General features: G+C 47.1%; 16 protein-coding genes. 1 reads left to right on the top strand and 15 read right to left on the bottom strand.

What is annotated here, in order from left to right; genetic code table 11:
- The first annotated feature begins 206 nt into the window (after window positions 1–206).
- Window positions 207–401: a 30S ribosomal protein S21 gene (gene rpsU, locus QUA02_RS22315; RefSeq protein WP_006632476.1), complete on the top strand. Its 195-nt coding sequence runs from the start codon at window positions 207–209 to the stop codon at window positions 399–401.
- 8 nt (window positions 402–409) lie between these two features.
- On the opposite strand, the gene QUA02_RS22310 is transcribed toward rpsU, so the two are convergent.
- From QUA02_RS22310 to fbp, 15 genes are all read right to left on the bottom strand, one after another.
- Entirely contained in the window at window positions 410–1870 is a 1461-nt protein-coding gene (locus tag QUA02_RS22310; RefSeq protein ID WP_333030738.1) for an AtzE family amidohydrolase, read from the bottom strand.
- Window positions 1871–1904: 34 nt separating this feature from the next.
- Window positions 1905–2081, bottom strand: coding sequence for a DUF4089 domain-containing protein (locus QUA02_RS22305; RefSeq protein ID WP_333030737.1), 177 nt, complete (start codon window positions 2079–2081; stop codon window positions 1905–1907).
- A gap of 120 nt (window positions 2082–2201) precedes the next feature.
- Window positions 2202–2660 carry a KGK domain-containing protein gene (locus QUA02_RS22300; RefSeq protein WP_333030736.1) on the bottom strand — a complete coding sequence of 153 codons (459 nt, stop codon included), beginning with the start codon at window positions 2658–2660 and terminating at the stop codon, window positions 2202–2204.
- Window positions 2661–2755: 95 nt separating this feature from the next.
- Window positions 2756–3208, bottom strand: a complete 453-nt coding sequence (locus QUA02_RS22295) for a hypothetical protein (protein WP_333030734.1) — start codon at window positions 3206–3208, stop codon at window positions 2756–2758.
- 11 nt (window positions 3209–3219) lie between these two features.
- On the bottom strand, window positions 3220–3528 hold the full coding sequence (locus QUA02_RS22290) for a hypothetical protein (RefSeq protein ID WP_333030733.1): 309 nt from the start codon (window positions 3526–3528) through the stop codon (window positions 3220–3222).
- A gap of 84 nt (window positions 3529–3612) precedes the next feature.
- Entirely contained in the window at window positions 3613–4065 is a 453-nt protein-coding gene (locus tag QUA02_RS22285) for a hypothetical protein (RefSeq protein ID WP_333030732.1), read from the bottom strand.
- Window positions 4066–4076: 11 nt separating this feature from the next.
- Window positions 4077–4385 carry a hypothetical protein gene (locus QUA02_RS22280; RefSeq protein ID WP_333030730.1) on the bottom strand — a complete coding sequence of 103 codons (309 nt, stop codon included), beginning with the start codon at window positions 4383–4385 and terminating at the stop codon, window positions 4077–4079.
- 26 nt (window positions 4386–4411) lie between these two features.
- A complete protein-coding gene (codA, locus tag QUA02_RS22275; protein WP_333030729.1) occupies window positions 4412–5677 on the bottom strand; it encodes a cytosine deaminase in 1266 nt (421 codons plus the stop codon).
- A 213-nt stretch (window positions 5678–5890) separates the two neighbouring features.
- Window positions 5891–6382 (bottom strand): ureidoglycolate lyase, encoded by a 492-nt coding sequence (locus QUA02_RS22270; protein ID WP_333030728.1) that lies wholly within the window; start codon window positions 6380–6382, stop codon window positions 5891–5893.
- Window positions 6383–6609: 227 nt separating this feature from the next.
- Window positions 6610–8181, bottom strand: coding sequence for a cobyrinic acid a,c-diamide synthase CobB (locus QUA02_RS22265; protein WP_333030726.1), 1572 nt, complete (start codon window positions 8179–8181; stop codon window positions 6610–6612).
- A gap of 292 nt (window positions 8182–8473) precedes the next feature.
- Window positions 8474–9838, bottom strand: a complete 1365-nt coding sequence (gene opcA / locus QUA02_RS22260) for a glucose-6-phosphate dehydrogenase assembly protein OpcA (RefSeq protein ID WP_333030724.1) — start codon at window positions 9836–9838, stop codon at window positions 8474–8476.
- A 181-nt stretch (window positions 9839–10019) separates the two neighbouring features.
- Window positions 10020–11549, bottom strand: coding sequence for a glucose-6-phosphate dehydrogenase (gene zwf / locus QUA02_RS22255; RefSeq protein WP_333030722.1), 1530 nt, complete (start codon window positions 11547–11549; stop codon window positions 10020–10022).
- Window positions 11550–11552: 3 nt separating this feature from the next.
- Window positions 11553–12383, bottom strand: coding sequence for a hypothetical protein (locus QUA02_RS22250; protein WP_333030720.1), 831 nt, complete (start codon window positions 12381–12383; stop codon window positions 11553–11555).
- 401 nt (window positions 12384–12784) lie between these two features.
- Window positions 12785–13939, bottom strand: coding sequence for a transaldolase (gene tal / locus QUA02_RS22245; RefSeq protein ID WP_333030718.1), 1155 nt, complete (start codon window positions 13937–13939; stop codon window positions 12785–12787).
- Window positions 13940–14106: 167 nt separating this feature from the next.
- A complete protein-coding gene (fbp, locus tag QUA02_RS22240; RefSeq protein ID WP_333030743.1) occupies window positions 14107–15180 on the bottom strand; it encodes a class 1 fructose-bisphosphatase in 1074 nt (357 codons plus the stop codon).
- Window positions 15181–15961: the final 781 nt, after the last annotated feature.

Raw genomic sequence — 15961 nt, 5'->3', positions numbered from 1 at the left:
CTCACCCCCTCTCCCCCTCTCCCCCTCTCCCCCTCTCCCCCTCTCCCCCTCCCTCTATCGCCATACACTATCTAGAAGCGCAACAACTTAGCAGCGGATTTGGTATAATTTTAAGGTTTTTGGCCGATCGCCCGACCTTCAACAGGTCGCGCGGTCAAAAACCTTGATATGATAAAACTTGATCTAACAAACACTAAGGAGAAATAATGACCCAAGTTGTAATAGGCGAAAATGAAGGGATTGAGTCAGCCCTACGACGGTTTAAGCGACAAGTTTCCAAAGCGGGAATTTTTCCCGACATGAGAAAACACCGCCACTTTGAAACCCCCCTCGAAAAGCAGAAGCGCAAAGCTATTGCCAGACGCACTAAGAGACGCTTCCACCGCAACAACAAACCCTAGAAATAGCACTAAATTGATTCGGCAGATATAATGCCTTGCGATTCTAGTACCGCAGCGACTCGGAGAATCACCGCTTCGCTGTAGGGAGCACCAATAATTTGTACCCCCAAGGGCAAAGCGCCGGGCCGCTGTACGGGCACGCAAAGAACGGGCAAGCCAATAAATGATAGGGGTTGGGTGAACAGTCCGAGATTGGGACGCACTAAGATTTCTTGTCCGGCTATTACCATTTTCTCGACGCCAATTTCAGGGGCAGCAATCGGGGTTGCGGGTGCGAGGATGATGTCTGTTTGTTGGAATATTTCGCGAATTCGATCGCGGTACCACTGTCTGAATCTCTGGGCTTGCAAGTACCAAGTCGCAGGGATCAGGGTTCCCGCTAAAAAGCGATCGCGCGTGGCAGGATCGAAGTCTTGAGGGCGCGATCGCAAATTGTCCAAATGCAAGTTTCCGCCCTCGCAGGCGGTAATGATAAATGCCGCAGCCCGGGCGCGATCGGATTCCGGTATGCTGACAGTTGCAAGCCCCCCTATTTTTGGGGGGTTTGTTGTTTTTTCTGTGCCAGTACCACAATCCAAGACATTTGTCAAGGCTTTAGCAACTATTTCTACAGCATCCATTGCTTCCGGTTCGGCCCCTGTGGCGAAATACCCGTCAGCAACAGCAATTCGCAATCCTTCGATGCCTTGATTTAACTGCGGCGAACAAAGTTCTGGCGGGCGTTGAGTGCAAACTGGGTCGCGATCATCAGGGCCTTGCAGGATATCGTACAGCAGCGCCATATCTCTGAGCGATCGCCCAAACGGCCCCACACAATCCAAACTACTCGAAAATAAATAAGCGCCAGCCCTCGACAAACGGCTGTAAGTAGGCTTAAACCCAAAGACACCGCACAAAGCAGCCGGTACGCGGATGGAACCGTTAGTATCCGAACCGAGAGTGATGGGTACTAAACCGGCGGCGACTGCGGCTGCGGAACCGCCGCTGGAACCGCCGGCGATGCGCGCAGTATCGCGGGGATTGCGAGTCGGCCCGTAGTGGCTGTTTTCCGTGACGAAACCGTAGGCGTACTCATCCATGTTGAGCGTACCCACGAGCACAGCCCCGGCTTGTTTGAGTCGGGCGACCACCGCCGCGTCCTGGGTAGCCGGAGGATTGTCAGCGTTGATTTTTGACCCTGCTAGAGTAGTAATTCCGCCGATATCGAACAGGTTTTTGACAGCGAAGGGAACGCCTGCTAAAGGGCCTGGGTTTTGGTTATTTGCGATCGAATTATCTATATTTTCGGCTGCTGCGAGTGCGCTTGATGCAGTGATTGCAGTAAAGCAATTGAGGACGTTATCTCGATCGGCAATTCGTTCTAATGCCGCAGTCACAACCGCTGTCGCTGTAATTTTACCACTTTTAACCGCCGATGCTGTGGCGACTGCATCCGCTTGTGCTAAAAATTTACGTTCATCTGCGTTCATCTGCGTTCATCTGCGTTCATCTGCGGTTAAAAATCTAAGGTTCAAACACTGGCGCAGCTTCGATTTCGTGGGGTAAAGGGAATTCAGTAACGAGTTGGGCGATCGCCACTATCCTCTCGAAGTTTACCACAACACCGGGGCGGTGTTCCGGGTTTAGGGGTAAGTTTATCAGTTCAGCGGTGCGATCGACATATTCTTCTACATTTACCATCAGTCCCTCCCAAAAAAACATCAGCGTTCATCCGCGTTCATCCGCCCCCATCTGCGGTTAAAAATCTAAGATTCAGATATAAGTGCGATCGATTATTGTATTGTAAGCGCGATCGGGCTGTCAGTTGTTATTGCTCAGTTTTTTGTATTCCTCGGATTGTCTGATATCATCTAAAGGCGATTTTTGCTTTGCTGGTTCATCAGGACAAAACTTTATACATACCTGCTGTTTCCCAGGCTGCCAATTTGTATTAATGGCTATTTGAAGCTTTCCTTTTTGCCAACCCTTAGAACCTATCTTGAGGATTTGACAATCAATTCCTTCTTGAGGGGAGTTCCAGTTTATTTCCCCTCCTCTAATTTTTGTTTCTTCGTTAATCTGTACCTCTGTCATCCACTCAATTATCGCCTTATGACGTTGGTTAGTTTCTGGTGCATTAGTCAGAAGCATCTTCTGAAAGTTACTGCCGGCTAGCTGTTTAAACCTACCCACCGTAAAAGTAGCTTGACCCAATAACAAAACATCATCCTCGCCGTCTAGTATCTCATAGTTATTGTGAGTTTCAATTTTATCGTTCATTTTTTAACCCAATTATGCTGCTTCCTATTTTATACCATGTGAAGGTATGTGAATCAAGGTGGTAAAGAAACAATTTGCGATCGCACTTTTCCCACTCAAACACTGACAGTTTCCCGCAACTTCTCAACAGCTACATCAAGCGGAGGCAAAGTAAAATCCTCAGCATCCATTAATTCCTTAACCTTCTCAAAAATCTCAACCTCCGCCTCTTCCTGATCCGTCAGCTTATCATAAAAATAAGGATCAGTAAACCACTCTTCAAACACGATCATTAACAACCCATTGGGCGAAAGTTCAAACCGCCAATACTTAGAAATTCTGCTGTCAACCACTTCAAACATCGGCGCCGGATTATGGATGGGATAATAGCTATAATTATCATTGCAGATGTAGTACCAAATAGTCCCTTTCCATTCTCGGATAGCATAAACAACATATTCCTTGCCTATAGTTAGCGGTAACTCAACCTTTCTAGTGTAACCGCGTGGCGGATCTATATATTCTTCAGGAAGAGATTCACCAGTCTTAGCAATACAACGAATTTTCATAACTTGATTACCTACAGATTTTTAGGGGCTGTTTTGGGATACTGTCGCTTGAACTTAAACTCCACATCTTGAAGAGTCTGACTGTTCCGAAACCAATGGACTTGTACGGAAGCTCCATTAATTTCAAAAGCCTCAATACTTGTCATTTTATCCCAATCTTCAGAATTCCCGCCATAAACAGCCATAAGTCTCCGTGCATCGCCCAACAGTCTATCTGTACCGCAATGAATGACTATGCAATTACCAGCCTTAGCATCTTCCAGGAGCAATTGCTCCGGCAAATTTCTCGGACTCTCATCGGGAATAGCACCTTGATTCATAGTTTAACAGTTGCAGATGTTATTTGTCAAAAAGCTGTTTGAATCAACGGCAAAAGACTAAATTTACCTACCCACTTTCCCAACTCAAACACTGACAGTTTCCCGCAACTTCTCAACTGCAACATCCAGCGGAGGCAAAGTAAAATCCTCAGCATCCATCAATTCCTTAACCTTATCAAAAATTTCCACCTCCGCCTCTTCTTGATCCGTCAGCTTATCATAAAAACAAGGGTCAGTAAACCACTGCTCAAAAGCAATCTCTAACCGCCCACTCGGTGCTAGTTCAAACCGCCAATACTTAGAAACTCGGCTGTCAACTACTTCAAACAGCGGTGCAGGATTCTGCATGGGATAATAGGTGTAGCTATCATCACAAATATAATACCAAACATTATCCTGCGATTGGTAAAGAGCGTAGACAACATATTCCTTGCCAAGCGTTAGGGGAAATTCCAATTCTTTCGTAAAATAGAACTCTGGCTTGAGGTAACTTTCAGGGAGAGCATTACCTGTATTGGCAATACAGCGAATTTTCATGTTTTTTATAACTACAGATTTTTTAGTGCAGCTTTAGGATATGTACGTTTGAATTTGAACTCAACAGTTTGGGCAGTCTCGTTATTTCTGAACCAATGTACTTCAACAACTGCTCCCTCAATTACTGCGGTTTGGGCACTAACCATTTTAACCCAATCACCGACTTTCCCTCCGTAATTAGCAACCAATCTGGGAGCATCTCCCAACGGCTTATCTGCACTGCCTTGAATTCGCTTGCCGACGCTAGCTTTAGCATCTTGCAACAGAAGTTGCTCCTGCAAATTTCTCGGACTCTCATCGGGAATAGCACCTTGATTCACAATTTAACAGCTTCAAATATTGTTTGTCAAATACCATAAAAACTAATCTTAGCAGGTGCAGTTTCCGCCAACAACTTACCCCGCGAAATCACATACCGAACCGCAGCGCGCCTCCTAATTGCATCGTAACAATCGTCAGCATCCAACACAATCAAATTTGCAGATTTCCCCGCATCTATCCCGTAATTTTCATCTCCCAAAAATAGAGTTTTCGCACCGCAGACAGTCACCATATTAAAACAAGCTGCAATTTCAGCCATTCCCGTCATCTGACAAACATGAACCGCCATATGAGCGACATCCAACATATTTCCCGTACCCAAACTGTACCAGGGATCTTGCACGCAGTCGTGGCCAAAACTCACATTCAATCCCTGCTGCCACAACTCCTTAACCCGCGTCACCCCACGGCGTTTGGGATAAGTATCAGCGCGGCCTTGCAGGGTGATATTAATTAAAGGATTGGCGATGAAATTAATTCCCGATTTTGCCAAACTTCCCATCAGCTTAAAAGCATAAGCATTGTTATAAGAACCGAAAGCCGTCGTGTGGCTTGCAGTCACCCGCGAACCCGCCCCGCTTCTAATCGCAAAAGCCGCTACTACTTCCAAAAATCTCGACTGTTCATCATCTATTTCATCGCAGTGAACATCTATTAATCTATTGTATTTTTCAGCAAGTTCAAAAATTCGCTCAACCGACTTTACCCCATCTTCCCGCGTCAACTCATAATGCGGAATTCCGCCCACAGCATCCGCACCCATATCCAGAGATTTCTCTAAAAGTTTGTCATTTTCTGGACTTCCGTAAATCCCGTCTTGGGGAAAAGCCACAACTTGCAGAGTCATCCAATCTTTGACTTGTTCCCGCACTTCCAAAAGTCCTTGCAAAGCAGTCAGCGTCGGTTCGCTAACATCAGCGTGACTCCTGACAAACAAAATCCCTTGAGACGCTTGCATCCTTAAAGTTTCAACAGCCCGTTTTTTGACATCATCCAGAGTTAAACTTTGCTTTCGTTCCCCCCAAATTTGAATTCCCTCGAACAAAGTGCCGCTTTGATTCCATCGCGGTTCCCCCGCAGTCAAAGCCGAATCGAGATGAATGTGCGACTCAACAAACGGGGGACTGACTAATTTGCCTCCAACGTCTATTTCGGATTCTCCCAATTCGGGAATCTGCGACGCTACGGCGGCTATTTTGTCCCCATCAATGGCGATATCCACTGTTTGACTGTCGATCGCACCTAACAAACGACATTCGCGCAGAACAATGCTATACTTTTGCTCAGGCATGAAAATTGCACCTAAATTTAACACTTGTAAACTCGATCCTTCCTAGTTGCTACTCAGCCTAGTGAGACAAAAAAAATTCCCCAATCACTTGCGAACCCCCTCCTTCTCCTCCTCTGCGTCCTCTGCGCCCTCTGCGGTTAAAAAATCTTACTCAAAAAACCAACCTATAACCATAATCACCCAGAAAAAAGCACAACTACAAATCGCCAACATTCAGACAATCTCAAATTCCAGATTGTAATTTTTTACCAAATCAAAGGTAAAATGGTCAACCACATTAGTATTGCTCAATTCCAGATTGTAAAAATCAACAAAATCCGCATCAATATACGGCCCAGCGTGCCAAGTCCCCACATCTAACTTAATAAAACAATTGCCCGGAATCCGAAAAGCAGCAATCTCCTCTAAACTCGGTGTATAGCTATCCCCATGAGGCGCAACCGCCATCAACCAATCCTTCCCCTCCAAAGAACCCAAACACTGAGTACATTGAATGTGACGGGTAATTTTGCCAAACTTGCGACCTTCTTTCTGGAGCCGCATAATGTAAAATCTAGGAATGCCATTTTGCAAGTTTAACTGAGCGTCCTCAGCATCGAAAGACTTGCCATCAACCGCCGCAAAGATAACTTGACCGTAACTCCGAAAATTCTCCGGTGTCACCCATTGTGCGGACAACTGCTTAGTCGAAAGTGATTCGCTCATAAATCCCAATATCCCTAGCTTTCTCCGTCATAAATATTCTAATATAAATAGTAAGATCGCTTAATTTCTACACGGGACACAGCCAGGAATAGGCTTTTCTACTTGTTCCACAAAAAACTTAATTGATTTACTGCCAAAGCGCTACAGACATTACCTATCTTCTGCTTCCTCTTGTTTCTCTTCCTACGTGTCCTTAGCGTCTTTGCGGTTCGTTAAAAAAATATTAATTAAGTCAGATCGCCCAAATTACCCTTACAATCAAAATCAGCACACTGCTGCAAAAAACGAGCCGGAATATCAGGGCGAGCACCCCAATGCAAATGCAAATAAGAAGCGTGCACCTGACAAACTCCCCAACCTTCCGCAACCGCCTCAACTTCCCCCCGTTTCCCATACCTCCAACTGTGATAAACTGGATTACTCGGTTCCACAGTTAAATGCGATCGATGAAACTCATGTCCCCAAACCCGATCGAGAGCAGTTAACACCGAACTATCCCTCACCGCCACAGCTTCTCGGTATCCCAGCGTCAAACGCTTTCCCATCGCAGCAGCAGTTTCCAACACTCCCACCCCTGGCCAAGAATTGCCATCGAAGTCTACAATAGAATCGCACAAATACATCAAACCGCCGCACTCCGCATAAGTCGGCATTCCCGAAAAAATAGCACTTCTTACCGCATCCCGAATTAAAATATTACCGCTCAAATTTTGAGCAAACACCTCGGGAAAACCGCCGCCAAAATATAACCCCTGCACATTGTCAGGAAAAACCGAGTCATCAAGGGGACTCCAAAACACCAACTCCGCGCCCAACTCTTCCAACAAATCAAGATTGTCCTGATAGTAAAAATTAAACGCCCGATCGCGCGCAACTGCAATCCTCACTCCAAATTGTTTTCCCAAACAGTTGACAACATCATCTTTTTGAGTTACAATTCCCGAAGGGAGACCGTGCCTACCCAAAAGTTGCTCAGACCCCTCACCCCCATTTCGAGTTGCAGCCAACAAAGGCAAAAGTTGCTCCCAGTCAAAACTAACAGCAGCCAAATCCGCCAACTTATCGATCGCAGCATGAAGATTCGGCAACTCCTCAGCAGGAATCAGCCCCAAATGTCGATCGGGAATACTAACAGCCTCATCCCTACGCAAAACGCCCAAAATCGGTAAATTGAGCGGTTTGAGAGCATCTTGAAGCAGTTCCAAATGTCGATCGCTCGCCACCCGATTGAGCACCAAACCAGCGAATTTAAGGTCAGGGTTAAAAGAACGAAAACCGTGGGCGATCGCAGCCACAGAACCAGAGAGCCTGCTGCAATCGATCACAAACAATACCGGCAAATTCAGCAAAGAAGCAACATGAGCCGTAGAAGCAAAGGAAATAGAATAGTGTTGTTTTCCTTCTGGCTTCCTTAAATCCGTTAAATCCTTTACATCTCGTACAACCGTTGCCGAACTTGTATCCGTTACATCCGTTACGAAATCCGTTGCCGAACTTTCTTCTTCCTTCTTCCGAGAAACACCGTCAAATAAACCCATTACCCCTTCAACTAAGGCATAATTGACCTCTTGAATGTGACGAGAAAAACACTTTTTTACATAATATTCAGACGTTAATACCGGGTCTAAATTCCGACAGGGGCGACCAGTAACAAAAGCATGAAACATCGGGTCAATGTAATCGGGACCAACCTTAAAAGATTGAACATTGAAGCTGCGGCGGATTAAATAAGCTAAAAGGGCGATCGTTACAGTAGTCTTTCCCGCCCCGCTGCGTTCGCCAGCAATTACTAAAGTCATAGTTCTATATTAGTTACAAAAAATACATATTTAACGAACCGCGAAGACGCGAAGGGCGCGAAGGAAGAATGAGAAGAATAATAGTAATTTCGTTGATTTTTAGAAGTAATTTATAGTTTTGAGTCAAAGAACATTATTAATTAAAAACTCAAAACTCAAAACTCATAACTCCTAAAAAAGTAGGGCAGACATTGCCTGCCCCACTGAATACTAACTCAATCCTTCTTCCTTCTTCCTTCTTCCCGACATCCGTTACATCCGTTACAGAATCCGTTGCCGAACTTCCTTCTTTTTACTGTTTAGCTAACTTCAGCATTTGAGCCGTCACTGCCAAACTTTCTTCGTAAAGCACATCTCGGCCCCAACTCTGCAAGTGCTGACCCAGCAATTGTTCCGTCACCTGGTCGAACAGAGGACTCACCTGGTTAAACCGATCGGTCTGAGCGCCCCCTTTCGTTTCCATCCGCATACAGCCACCCGCTTCCGAACACAGAACTGTACCGCAGTCAGCTTTTTCGTTCGTAGAATTCAAACGCAGAGCAATCAAATCGCCCGGGACATCGCCCGAATCCGCAGTAGGAATAGCAGCCAACTCGGCTTCGACAACCCGTTCGTCGGCACCCGCGAATTTAATTCGCTTGATTTGGTAATCTCCCTCTTCCTGTTGGAAAGCAACCGGACGCCACTGAAGTCGGCTCGCCAGCCAACCCAAATACATCAGCGCTTGAGTAGAATTTCCTTGTTCGTAATCGATCGTCACCCGATCGATTTCCCCAATCGCAGCGCGGCGTTCTGGGGCGTCAAAAGCCTCAGCAGCCAACTCTTGCCACGCGGCCAGCCGCCGCCAATTCAGATCCGCGATCGGAATTCCCTCCTCGATCAGACTTTGCATCAACAACAATTCCGCTTCAGGCTCAGCAAAACTGCTAGAGTCGATAATTACAGAACTGCTAGTTTCCGCCAGCCGCTGGAACAAACCTCGATCGGCATCTGGATTCGCTTTCCACCACACCAACTTTGGTAAATCCGCAATCATCAGCGCCGTCACAATGCCACTCACCCGTTCCAGAGCAGCTTCCGTACCCCGCAGCGTAATGTACTCGCAGCAGATCAGATTGCCACTGCTGCGCTTGTGAACCGGACAATAAGCAGCCACTTGAGCCTGCACGCCCGTATCTTCCCCCCCCGTCGGGCACAGAGCAATAATCCGGCAGGGGTTGGCAGCCACAATCGCGTCAGCCACCCCCGAACCGCCTGAACCCAAGCCAGTCGGGCCCAAAAGCTCGCCACTGGAATTTTTGCGAGCCACTTCTTCCCGCAACATTGCCAGTAATTCAGCGCTAGGTTTGCCAGTTCTCGCCATTCCGTAAGCTTTTTGAGCCGCCCTGATGCTAGATGCCGTCATCGGCCCGCTAATACCGTCGATCGGCCCCTCGTAAAACCCCAGATCCCCCAATAACTGTTGAGTTTCTTCCGGTTCGTAGACTACAAAAGTAAAAGTTGTTGCCCTAGTCGCGATCGGAAAATCGCCCTTTGACCCAGATTCTTTGTAACTTTCCCAGATTTTACTGAGTTCTGCCTCTATTTGGTCGATCGACACATCTTTAGGACTTTGCAGCGAAACCAGAGGCGGAGCTTTCATCGGTGTCATCGTCATAAATCTTGTCTCCTTTCTTATTAGTTATTAGTCATTGGTCATTAGTCATTGGTCATTGATTGTTAGTTATTAGTCATCAGTCATCAGTCATTAGTGATTGATTCTTAGTTAGCAACTCTTAGCTAATCACAACTGTCAACTGTCAACTGACAACTGTCAACTGTCAACTGTCAACTGACTCTTAAAGTCTTCGCCACTTGCGGCCGTCTCTGTTAATCAGCAGTTCTGCTTCCGCCGGTTCCCAAGTACCCGCTTCGTATTTAGGAACCAACTCCTGTTCGTTGGACGATTCCCAAGCCATCAGCGCCGGCGTTACCACCCGCCAAGCTTCTTCCACTTCATCAGAACGGGTAAACAAAGTTTGGTCGCCTAGCATACAGTCAATTAACAGTCGATCGTAAGCATCCGAGGATGTCACCCCAAACGAAGAACCGTAACTGAAATCCATATCCACCGTCCGCGTCCGCAAATCCGGCCCCGGCATTTTCGCCTCAAACCTCAGCGAAATCCCCTCGTTGGGATGCACGCGCATGGTCAAAACGTTGGGGGTAGTTTGTTGGGCCGCCGACTGAAAAATCATCAGGGGCACTTCGCGAAACTGAATCGCAATTTCGCTGACTTTTTTCGGCAACCGTTTGCCGGTTCGCAGGTAAAAAGGCACTCCCTGCCAGCGCCAGTTGTCGATCGTAAACTTCATCGCCACAAAAGTCGGGGTTGTGGAGTTGGGAGCAACCCCCGGTTCCTCGTGATATCCTGGCACGGGTTTGCCCTTCATCCAACCTGCGGAATATTGACCCCGAATCGCTGAGAAGTCCAAGTTATTCAAATCTGCCAAGCGAGTTGCTTGCAGAACTTTCATCTTTTCGGTGCGGATGCTGTCAGCGTCCAGGGAATTCGGCGGTTCCATCGCCGTCAGACAGAAAATCTGCATCAAGTGGTTTTGCAGCATATCCCGCAGGGCCCCGGAGGATTCGTAGTAACCGGCCCGGTCTTCTACGCCTACTGTTTCTGCAACTGTAATTTGTACGTGATCGACAAATTGTCGGTTCCACAGCGGTTCAAAAATCGCGTTGGCAAACCGGAACACCATTAAATTCTGAACAGTTTCTTTACCCAAATAGTGGTCGATCCGGTAAACTTGCTGTTCTTGGCAAACCTTCTGCACGACTCGGTTGAGAGCTTTTGCCGAACTCAAGTCGCGGCCGAAGGGTTTTTCAATTACCAAGCGGTGTTTTACTGGATCGGTCAGCATTTGAGCCGCGCCCAGTTGCCTAATTGCTTCTGGGAAAAAGTTCGGGGAAACCGAGAGATAAAATATGTGATTGCCGCGAGTTCTCCTTTCTTCGTCGAGTTCGGCTAAGAAAGCTTTGAGTTTTTGATAGCTTTCGGGGTTGTCAATGTCGCCCGGACAGTAGTACAAACCTTGAGCGAAATCTTGCCAAAATTCTTCATTGCCAATGCCGCCGCCAAATTCTTCAATGCCTTCGCGCATTTGCTCTCGGAAGTAATCGTGACTCCAAGGGCGGCGGGCTACTCCCACTACGGTAGTTTCCGGTGGCAAGCGCCGATCGCGCTTCATCTGATAAATTGCTGGTACGAGTTTGCGCTGGGTGAGGTCTCCAGAAGCTCCGAAGATTACCAGAATTTGCGGTTCCGGCACCCGTTCCTTTCGCAAACCGACGCGCAGTGGATTTTCAAGTAGCGTTACCATTTTTTATTTTGCTCCTTCTAAAGCTGTGAGTCTGGCTAATACAGCTTGATAGTTTTTTGTCATTTCCGCTAGTTGCTGAGTGAGGGAATTAATTTGCCCTTCATATTCGGCTTTGATTTCAGCCCTGATTTCCTCCCTGAGTTCAGCCCTAACTTCCTCTCTAATTTTTATTCTCTCAACGGCCAGACGGATTTCCCAATCTTTATCCCGCTGCCGCAGTTCAGCTTTCAACTGCCTGTTTTCGGCTCGAAGTTGCTCCAATTCCAACGCCACAGATGCAGCACGGCGATCCCTCTCTCTGTTTTGCTCTCGGATTTGCTCTCTAAGGCGCTGATTGTCCGATCGCAATTTCTCCAATTCTGAAGCATCATCCTTGCCAGTTCGCCCGCTTCCTAGTGATGGAAATCGCTGTTCAACCAAGCGCTGAACTGCTGCACCAGTGGGCATACCATTGGGCGATGACTCCAGAGCCTCTTGCCAGATTTCGAGTTGCAGTTCTGGCGATAATCCTGTTAGAGGACGGACTTGGCGCTCGTTTGCTGGAAATTTGAGACCCATGGGTCTCAAATTTTCCATTACCCGTGCTGCCCCTATAAATCGATCTGCTGTCCGTCTTGCTATGCCCCACTTATCCTGACAATAAGCCTCAAAAGTTTTTTGGGTTTCCCGATATAATTTCTGTTCCCGAATTTCATCAAGGGCTTTGCCAACTTCGTAAAAAGTCTGAAGTCCATTTTCTACAATGGATTCCAGTTCTTCCAGCCTAGCCCGTTCGGTGACATCAAGTTGGGCTGTTGCATACTCGCTTTCTAGTAGGGTATTGGTAGTTGGCATAGCAATTCCTCAGCGGTTGTAGATTGAGAATTCGAGTTGGATCTTCTGGCGAGATTCCTGCTAGAGGACGGACTGGATTTTCCTTTCTCTGGTTTTTGAGACCCATGGGTCTCAAATTTTCCCGGTTCGGGATGGAAAACTCAGCACTTGAGATCCCAAATCATAGTTGATTTTCCTTTCTCGGATTTTTGAGACCCATGGGTCTCAAATTTTCCCGGTTCGGGATGGAAAACTCAGCACTTGAGATCCCAAATCATAGTTGATTTTCCTTTCTCGGATTTTTGAGACCCATGGGTCTCAAATTTTCCCGGTTCGAGATTCAAAACTCAGCATTTAGGAACCAAAACAATTATCTATTCCGACTCCTAAATGCTTCTGCCTTCAAGGATACAGATATCTGCCTAAGCCACGGGTGCGAGCTTCTGCACTTTCTCTTCCAAGGAATCCATCAGGGATTGGAACGGGCTGACGAATTTCTCAATCCCCTCCAGGAGCAAGTCTGCCATCACTTTGTCCAAGTTGATGTCGATGTCGGGATCTTTGAGACTTTCGATCAGGGTGTAAGCTTCTGCAACATTGTTCTCAATCCGGGGTGCGACATCGCAGTGATCGAAACAAGCTTCAACGGTGTTCGGCGGCAAGGTGTTAACGGTGTCGGGGCCGATCAGTTCATCGACGTACATCACATCGCTGTAGTTGGGGTTTTTGGTGCTGGTGGAAGCCCACAGCAAGCGCTGCACTTTCGCTCCTTTGGCTGCTAAAGCTTGCCAGCGATCGCTCGCTACGATCTCTTTATACTTCTGGTAAGCTACCTTCGCGTTGGCGATCGCAACTTTCCCCTTCACCGCTTCCAGTTTGGCTTTTGTGGAAATATCAGTGACGTTTTTGAGTTTCTCGTCAATTTTGCCGTCGATATTGATGTCGATCCGGCTCAAGAAGAAACTGGCAACAGAAGCAATATTGCTAATATCTAAACCTTTAGCAGCCCGCGCTTCCAAACCGCGAATGTAAGCCCAGAAGGTTTCGACGTAGCTGTCAACCGAGAACAGCAAAGTCACGTTAACGTTAATCCCTTCGCTGATGACTCGCTCGACTGCGGGCAACCCTTGAGCGGTTCCCGGAATCTTAATCATCACGTTTTCTTTGCCGAGGGCTTTGTAATAGCGCAGGGCTTCGCTAATAGTGCTTTCTGTGTCGTTGGCGATCGTCGGTGGCACTTCAATGCTAATGTAACCGTCTAAACCGTTGGACTCTGCGTAAACTGGGGCGAAGATATCGCAAGCGTTGCGGATATCTTCAAATACCAAAGATTCGTATATCTCCATGACAGATTTGCCCGCCCGGATGCCCGCTTCGATATCCGCGTCGTAAATCACATTACCCGCGATCGCTTTCTCGAAAATGGCCGGATTAGATGTAATCCCGCGCAGTCCCCGACTTTCAATCATCTGTTTGAGTTCGCCGGACTCGATCAGATCGCGAGTCAAATTGTCCATCCAGATGCTCTGGCCAATTTCTTTGATTTCTAACAGGTGATTCTTTGTTGTTTCCGTCATTACTGTAACTCCTACAATTTGATATTTGATAATTGGGAATTAGAAATTGGAAATTGAGAATTGGCAATTGGAAATTGAGAATTGGCAACTGGGAATTAAAACATTCTTGCTTCCTTCCCGGCGTTACATCCGTTACATCCGTTACACAATCCGTTGCCGAACTTCCTTCACTCGGAAATTGTTCGAGGATTGCGCGATCGATCTTGAATAAAAGACTCCACCATCGCTACATTTTCTTTACTGCCGATTATCAAGGGCGATCGCTCGTGCAGTTTGGTCGGCACTACGTCTAAGATGTCTTGAATGCCCGTACTTGCGCGCCCGCCGGCTTGCTCCATCAAAAACGCCAAAGGAGCCGATTCGTAGAGCAAACGCAATTTGCCCTCCGGTTTTTTCACCGTTCCCGGGTACAAAAACACGCCTCCCTGAAATAAAATCCGGTGGAAATCTCCCACCAAAGCCCCACCGTACCGGGCGGTGTAGCCTTCGCTGCGGTGTACGTAGCGAATGTAGTCCCTCAAAGATTCCTCCCACTGCCAGAAGTTACCTTCATTAACGCTGTAAATCGGGCCGCTGTCTGGCACCTGAATGTTTTCGGTTGCTAGAATAAACTCGCCCAAACTGGGATCGAGGGTAAAGGAATGAACGCCTTGCCCGATCGAATAAACCAGCATGGTACTAGGGCCGTAGAGCACGTAGCCGGCCGCGATTTGTTTGTGTCCGTGTTGCAGCAAGTCTGAGGCCGATCCGTCTGCATCATCTCCCTCTTGCTTGCGGATACTAAAGATCGAGCCGACATTGAGATTGATGTCAAGATTGGAAGAACCGTCTATGGGGTCGTAGAGCAGACTGTAGCGTCCGATCGGACAGTTTTCGGGAATGTAGTAGGGTTTTTCCATTTCCTCCGAAGCCAAGCGGCAGACAAGTCCGCTTTGCTGGAATACCGAGATAAACACTTCATTGGCATAGATATCCATCTTTTTGACGGATTCTCCCTGCACGTTGACAGCCCCTGTAAACCCTAAAGCATCTTCCATTAACCCGGCTCTGCTGAGCCGCCTCGCGATCAGCTTGGCAGCGAGCCCGATGCGATTCATCAGCGCGCTGAGATCCTGAGCATCTGCCGAAAAGCTGTGGAGTTGCTGGAGTACGTGACGGGATAGAGTCGTGCAATCGCGGTCTAGGGCTTGCACCTGATCGATCGGGCCCAGGCGGGTTTCTCCTGTCGGCGCTTGTACCATGATTTCGATAACCTCCCTGTCTTGCGGCTCTGGATTTGGGTTCGATGGAGTGCTTGACACTTGCTCCTGAATCGGCTATTAGACCGATCGTCCCCTAACTTCTATCTTAGGGAGGGTTTTGCGAAAGGGCGTCGAACTTTAGGTGAATTTTAGATCCCCACACAACATTGAGGAGTTCGATCGGCTGTTGAGTTGGGAATTGTATTCTAAATCACTAAAATTTTTAACCTACCCCTCTTGACGTAGAGGAAGAGCTGAAGGAAGAAGGAAGAGGGAACAAGTTATTATAGCAATTTAATTTGAAGATGTACTCGAAGCAAGGCTTGGTACACTAGCCGAAGAAATGGGAAGATATTTAACAGGAAAAAGTGTCCCAAGAGTTTTTCTTGTTGATTCAATTGATGTTTAATCTGTAGCTAAAACGCCATTTTTTAGAGGCGCGATTGAATCTGCAAAAAAAATAAGCAAATGCAGAATCCGATAAGATTTTATCTACTAATTTAGGCGCTCAAAAAATCAAAAAGTGCTAGCTCAGGCATCAGAATAAAACTATAAAGAATCTCGATATTTATGAAAACACGACTGCAAAAGGGGAAGCCGATCGCACTTATTGAATACGTAGCTCAAATGATTAGTTGAGAGTAGCGATCGCCTTGTCGATTGGTTATGCTTGAGTCAGGGCGATCGTTTCTGCCAGTTTACTGACCAACAAAAATAAAGATGTTTGTGCTTAAATACCGTCAAGGCAAGAAATATCTCGCTCTGACTGGGGTAGTGTCGT

The organism is Microcoleus pseudofavosus SVA1_A4 (genome assembly GCF_036700565.1).
In the GTDB taxonomy this organism is placed as follows: Bacteria; Cyanobacteriota; Cyanobacteriia; order Cyanobacteriales; family Microcoleaceae; genus Microcoleus.
This window is presented reverse-complemented; position numbering and strand designations above follow the sequence as displayed.

What these genes read in the sequence shown, in the direction of transcription:
- rpsU (WP_006632476.1), top strand. Translation starts at nt 207, where the DNA reads ATGACCCAAGTTGTAATAGGCGAAAATGAAGGGATTGAGTCAGCCCTA.
- QUA02_RS22310 (WP_333030738.1), bottom strand. Translation starts at nt 1,870, where the DNA reads ATGAACGCAGATGAACGTAAATTTTTAGCACAAGCGGATGCAGTCGCC.
- QUA02_RS22305 (WP_333030737.1), bottom strand. Translation starts at nt 2,081, where the DNA reads ATGGTAAATGTAGAAGAATATGTCGATCGCACCGCTGAACTGATAAAC.
- QUA02_RS22300 (WP_333030736.1), bottom strand. Translation starts at nt 2,660, where the DNA reads ATGAACGATAAAATTGAAACTCACAATAACTATGAGATACTAGACGGC.
- QUA02_RS22295 (WP_333030734.1), bottom strand. Translation starts at nt 3,208, where the DNA reads ATGAAAATTCGTTGTATTGCTAAGACTGGTGAATCTCTTCCTGAAGAA.
- QUA02_RS22290 (WP_333030733.1), bottom strand. Translation starts at nt 3,528, where the DNA reads ATGAATCAAGGTGCTATTCCCGATGAGAGTCCGAGAAATTTGCCGGAG.
- QUA02_RS22285 (WP_333030732.1), bottom strand. Translation starts at nt 4,065, where the DNA reads ATGAAAATTCGCTGTATTGCCAATACAGGTAATGCTCTCCCTGAAAGT.
- codA (WP_333030729.1), bottom strand. Translation starts at nt 5,677, where the DNA reads ATGCCTGAGCAAAAGTATAGCATTGTTCTGCGCGAATGTCGTTTGTTA.
- QUA02_RS22270 (WP_333030728.1), bottom strand. Translation starts at nt 6,382, where the DNA reads ATGAGCGAATCACTTTCGACTAAGCAGTTGTCCGCACAATGGGTGACA.
- QUA02_RS22265 (WP_333030726.1), bottom strand. Translation starts at nt 8,181, where the DNA reads ATGACTTTAGTAATTGCTGGCGAACGCAGCGGGGCGGGAAAGACTACT.
- opcA (WP_333030724.1), bottom strand. Translation starts at nt 9,838, where the DNA reads ATGACGATGACACCGATGAAAGCTCCGCCTCTGGTTTCGCTGCAAAGT.
- zwf (WP_333030722.1), bottom strand. Translation starts at nt 11,549, where the DNA reads ATGGTAACGCTACTTGAAAATCCACTGCGCGTCGGTTTGCGAAAGGAA.
- QUA02_RS22250 (WP_333030720.1), bottom strand. Translation starts at nt 12,383, where the DNA reads ATGCCAACTACCAATACCCTACTAGAAAGCGAGTATGCAACAGCCCAA.
- tal (WP_333030718.1), bottom strand. Translation starts at nt 13,939, where the DNA reads ATGACGGAAACAACAAAGAATCACCTGTTAGAAATCAAAGAAATTGGC.
- fbp (WP_333030743.1), bottom strand. Translation starts at nt 15,180, where the DNA reads ATGGTACAAGCGCCGACAGGAGAAACCCGCCTGGGCCCGATCGATCAG.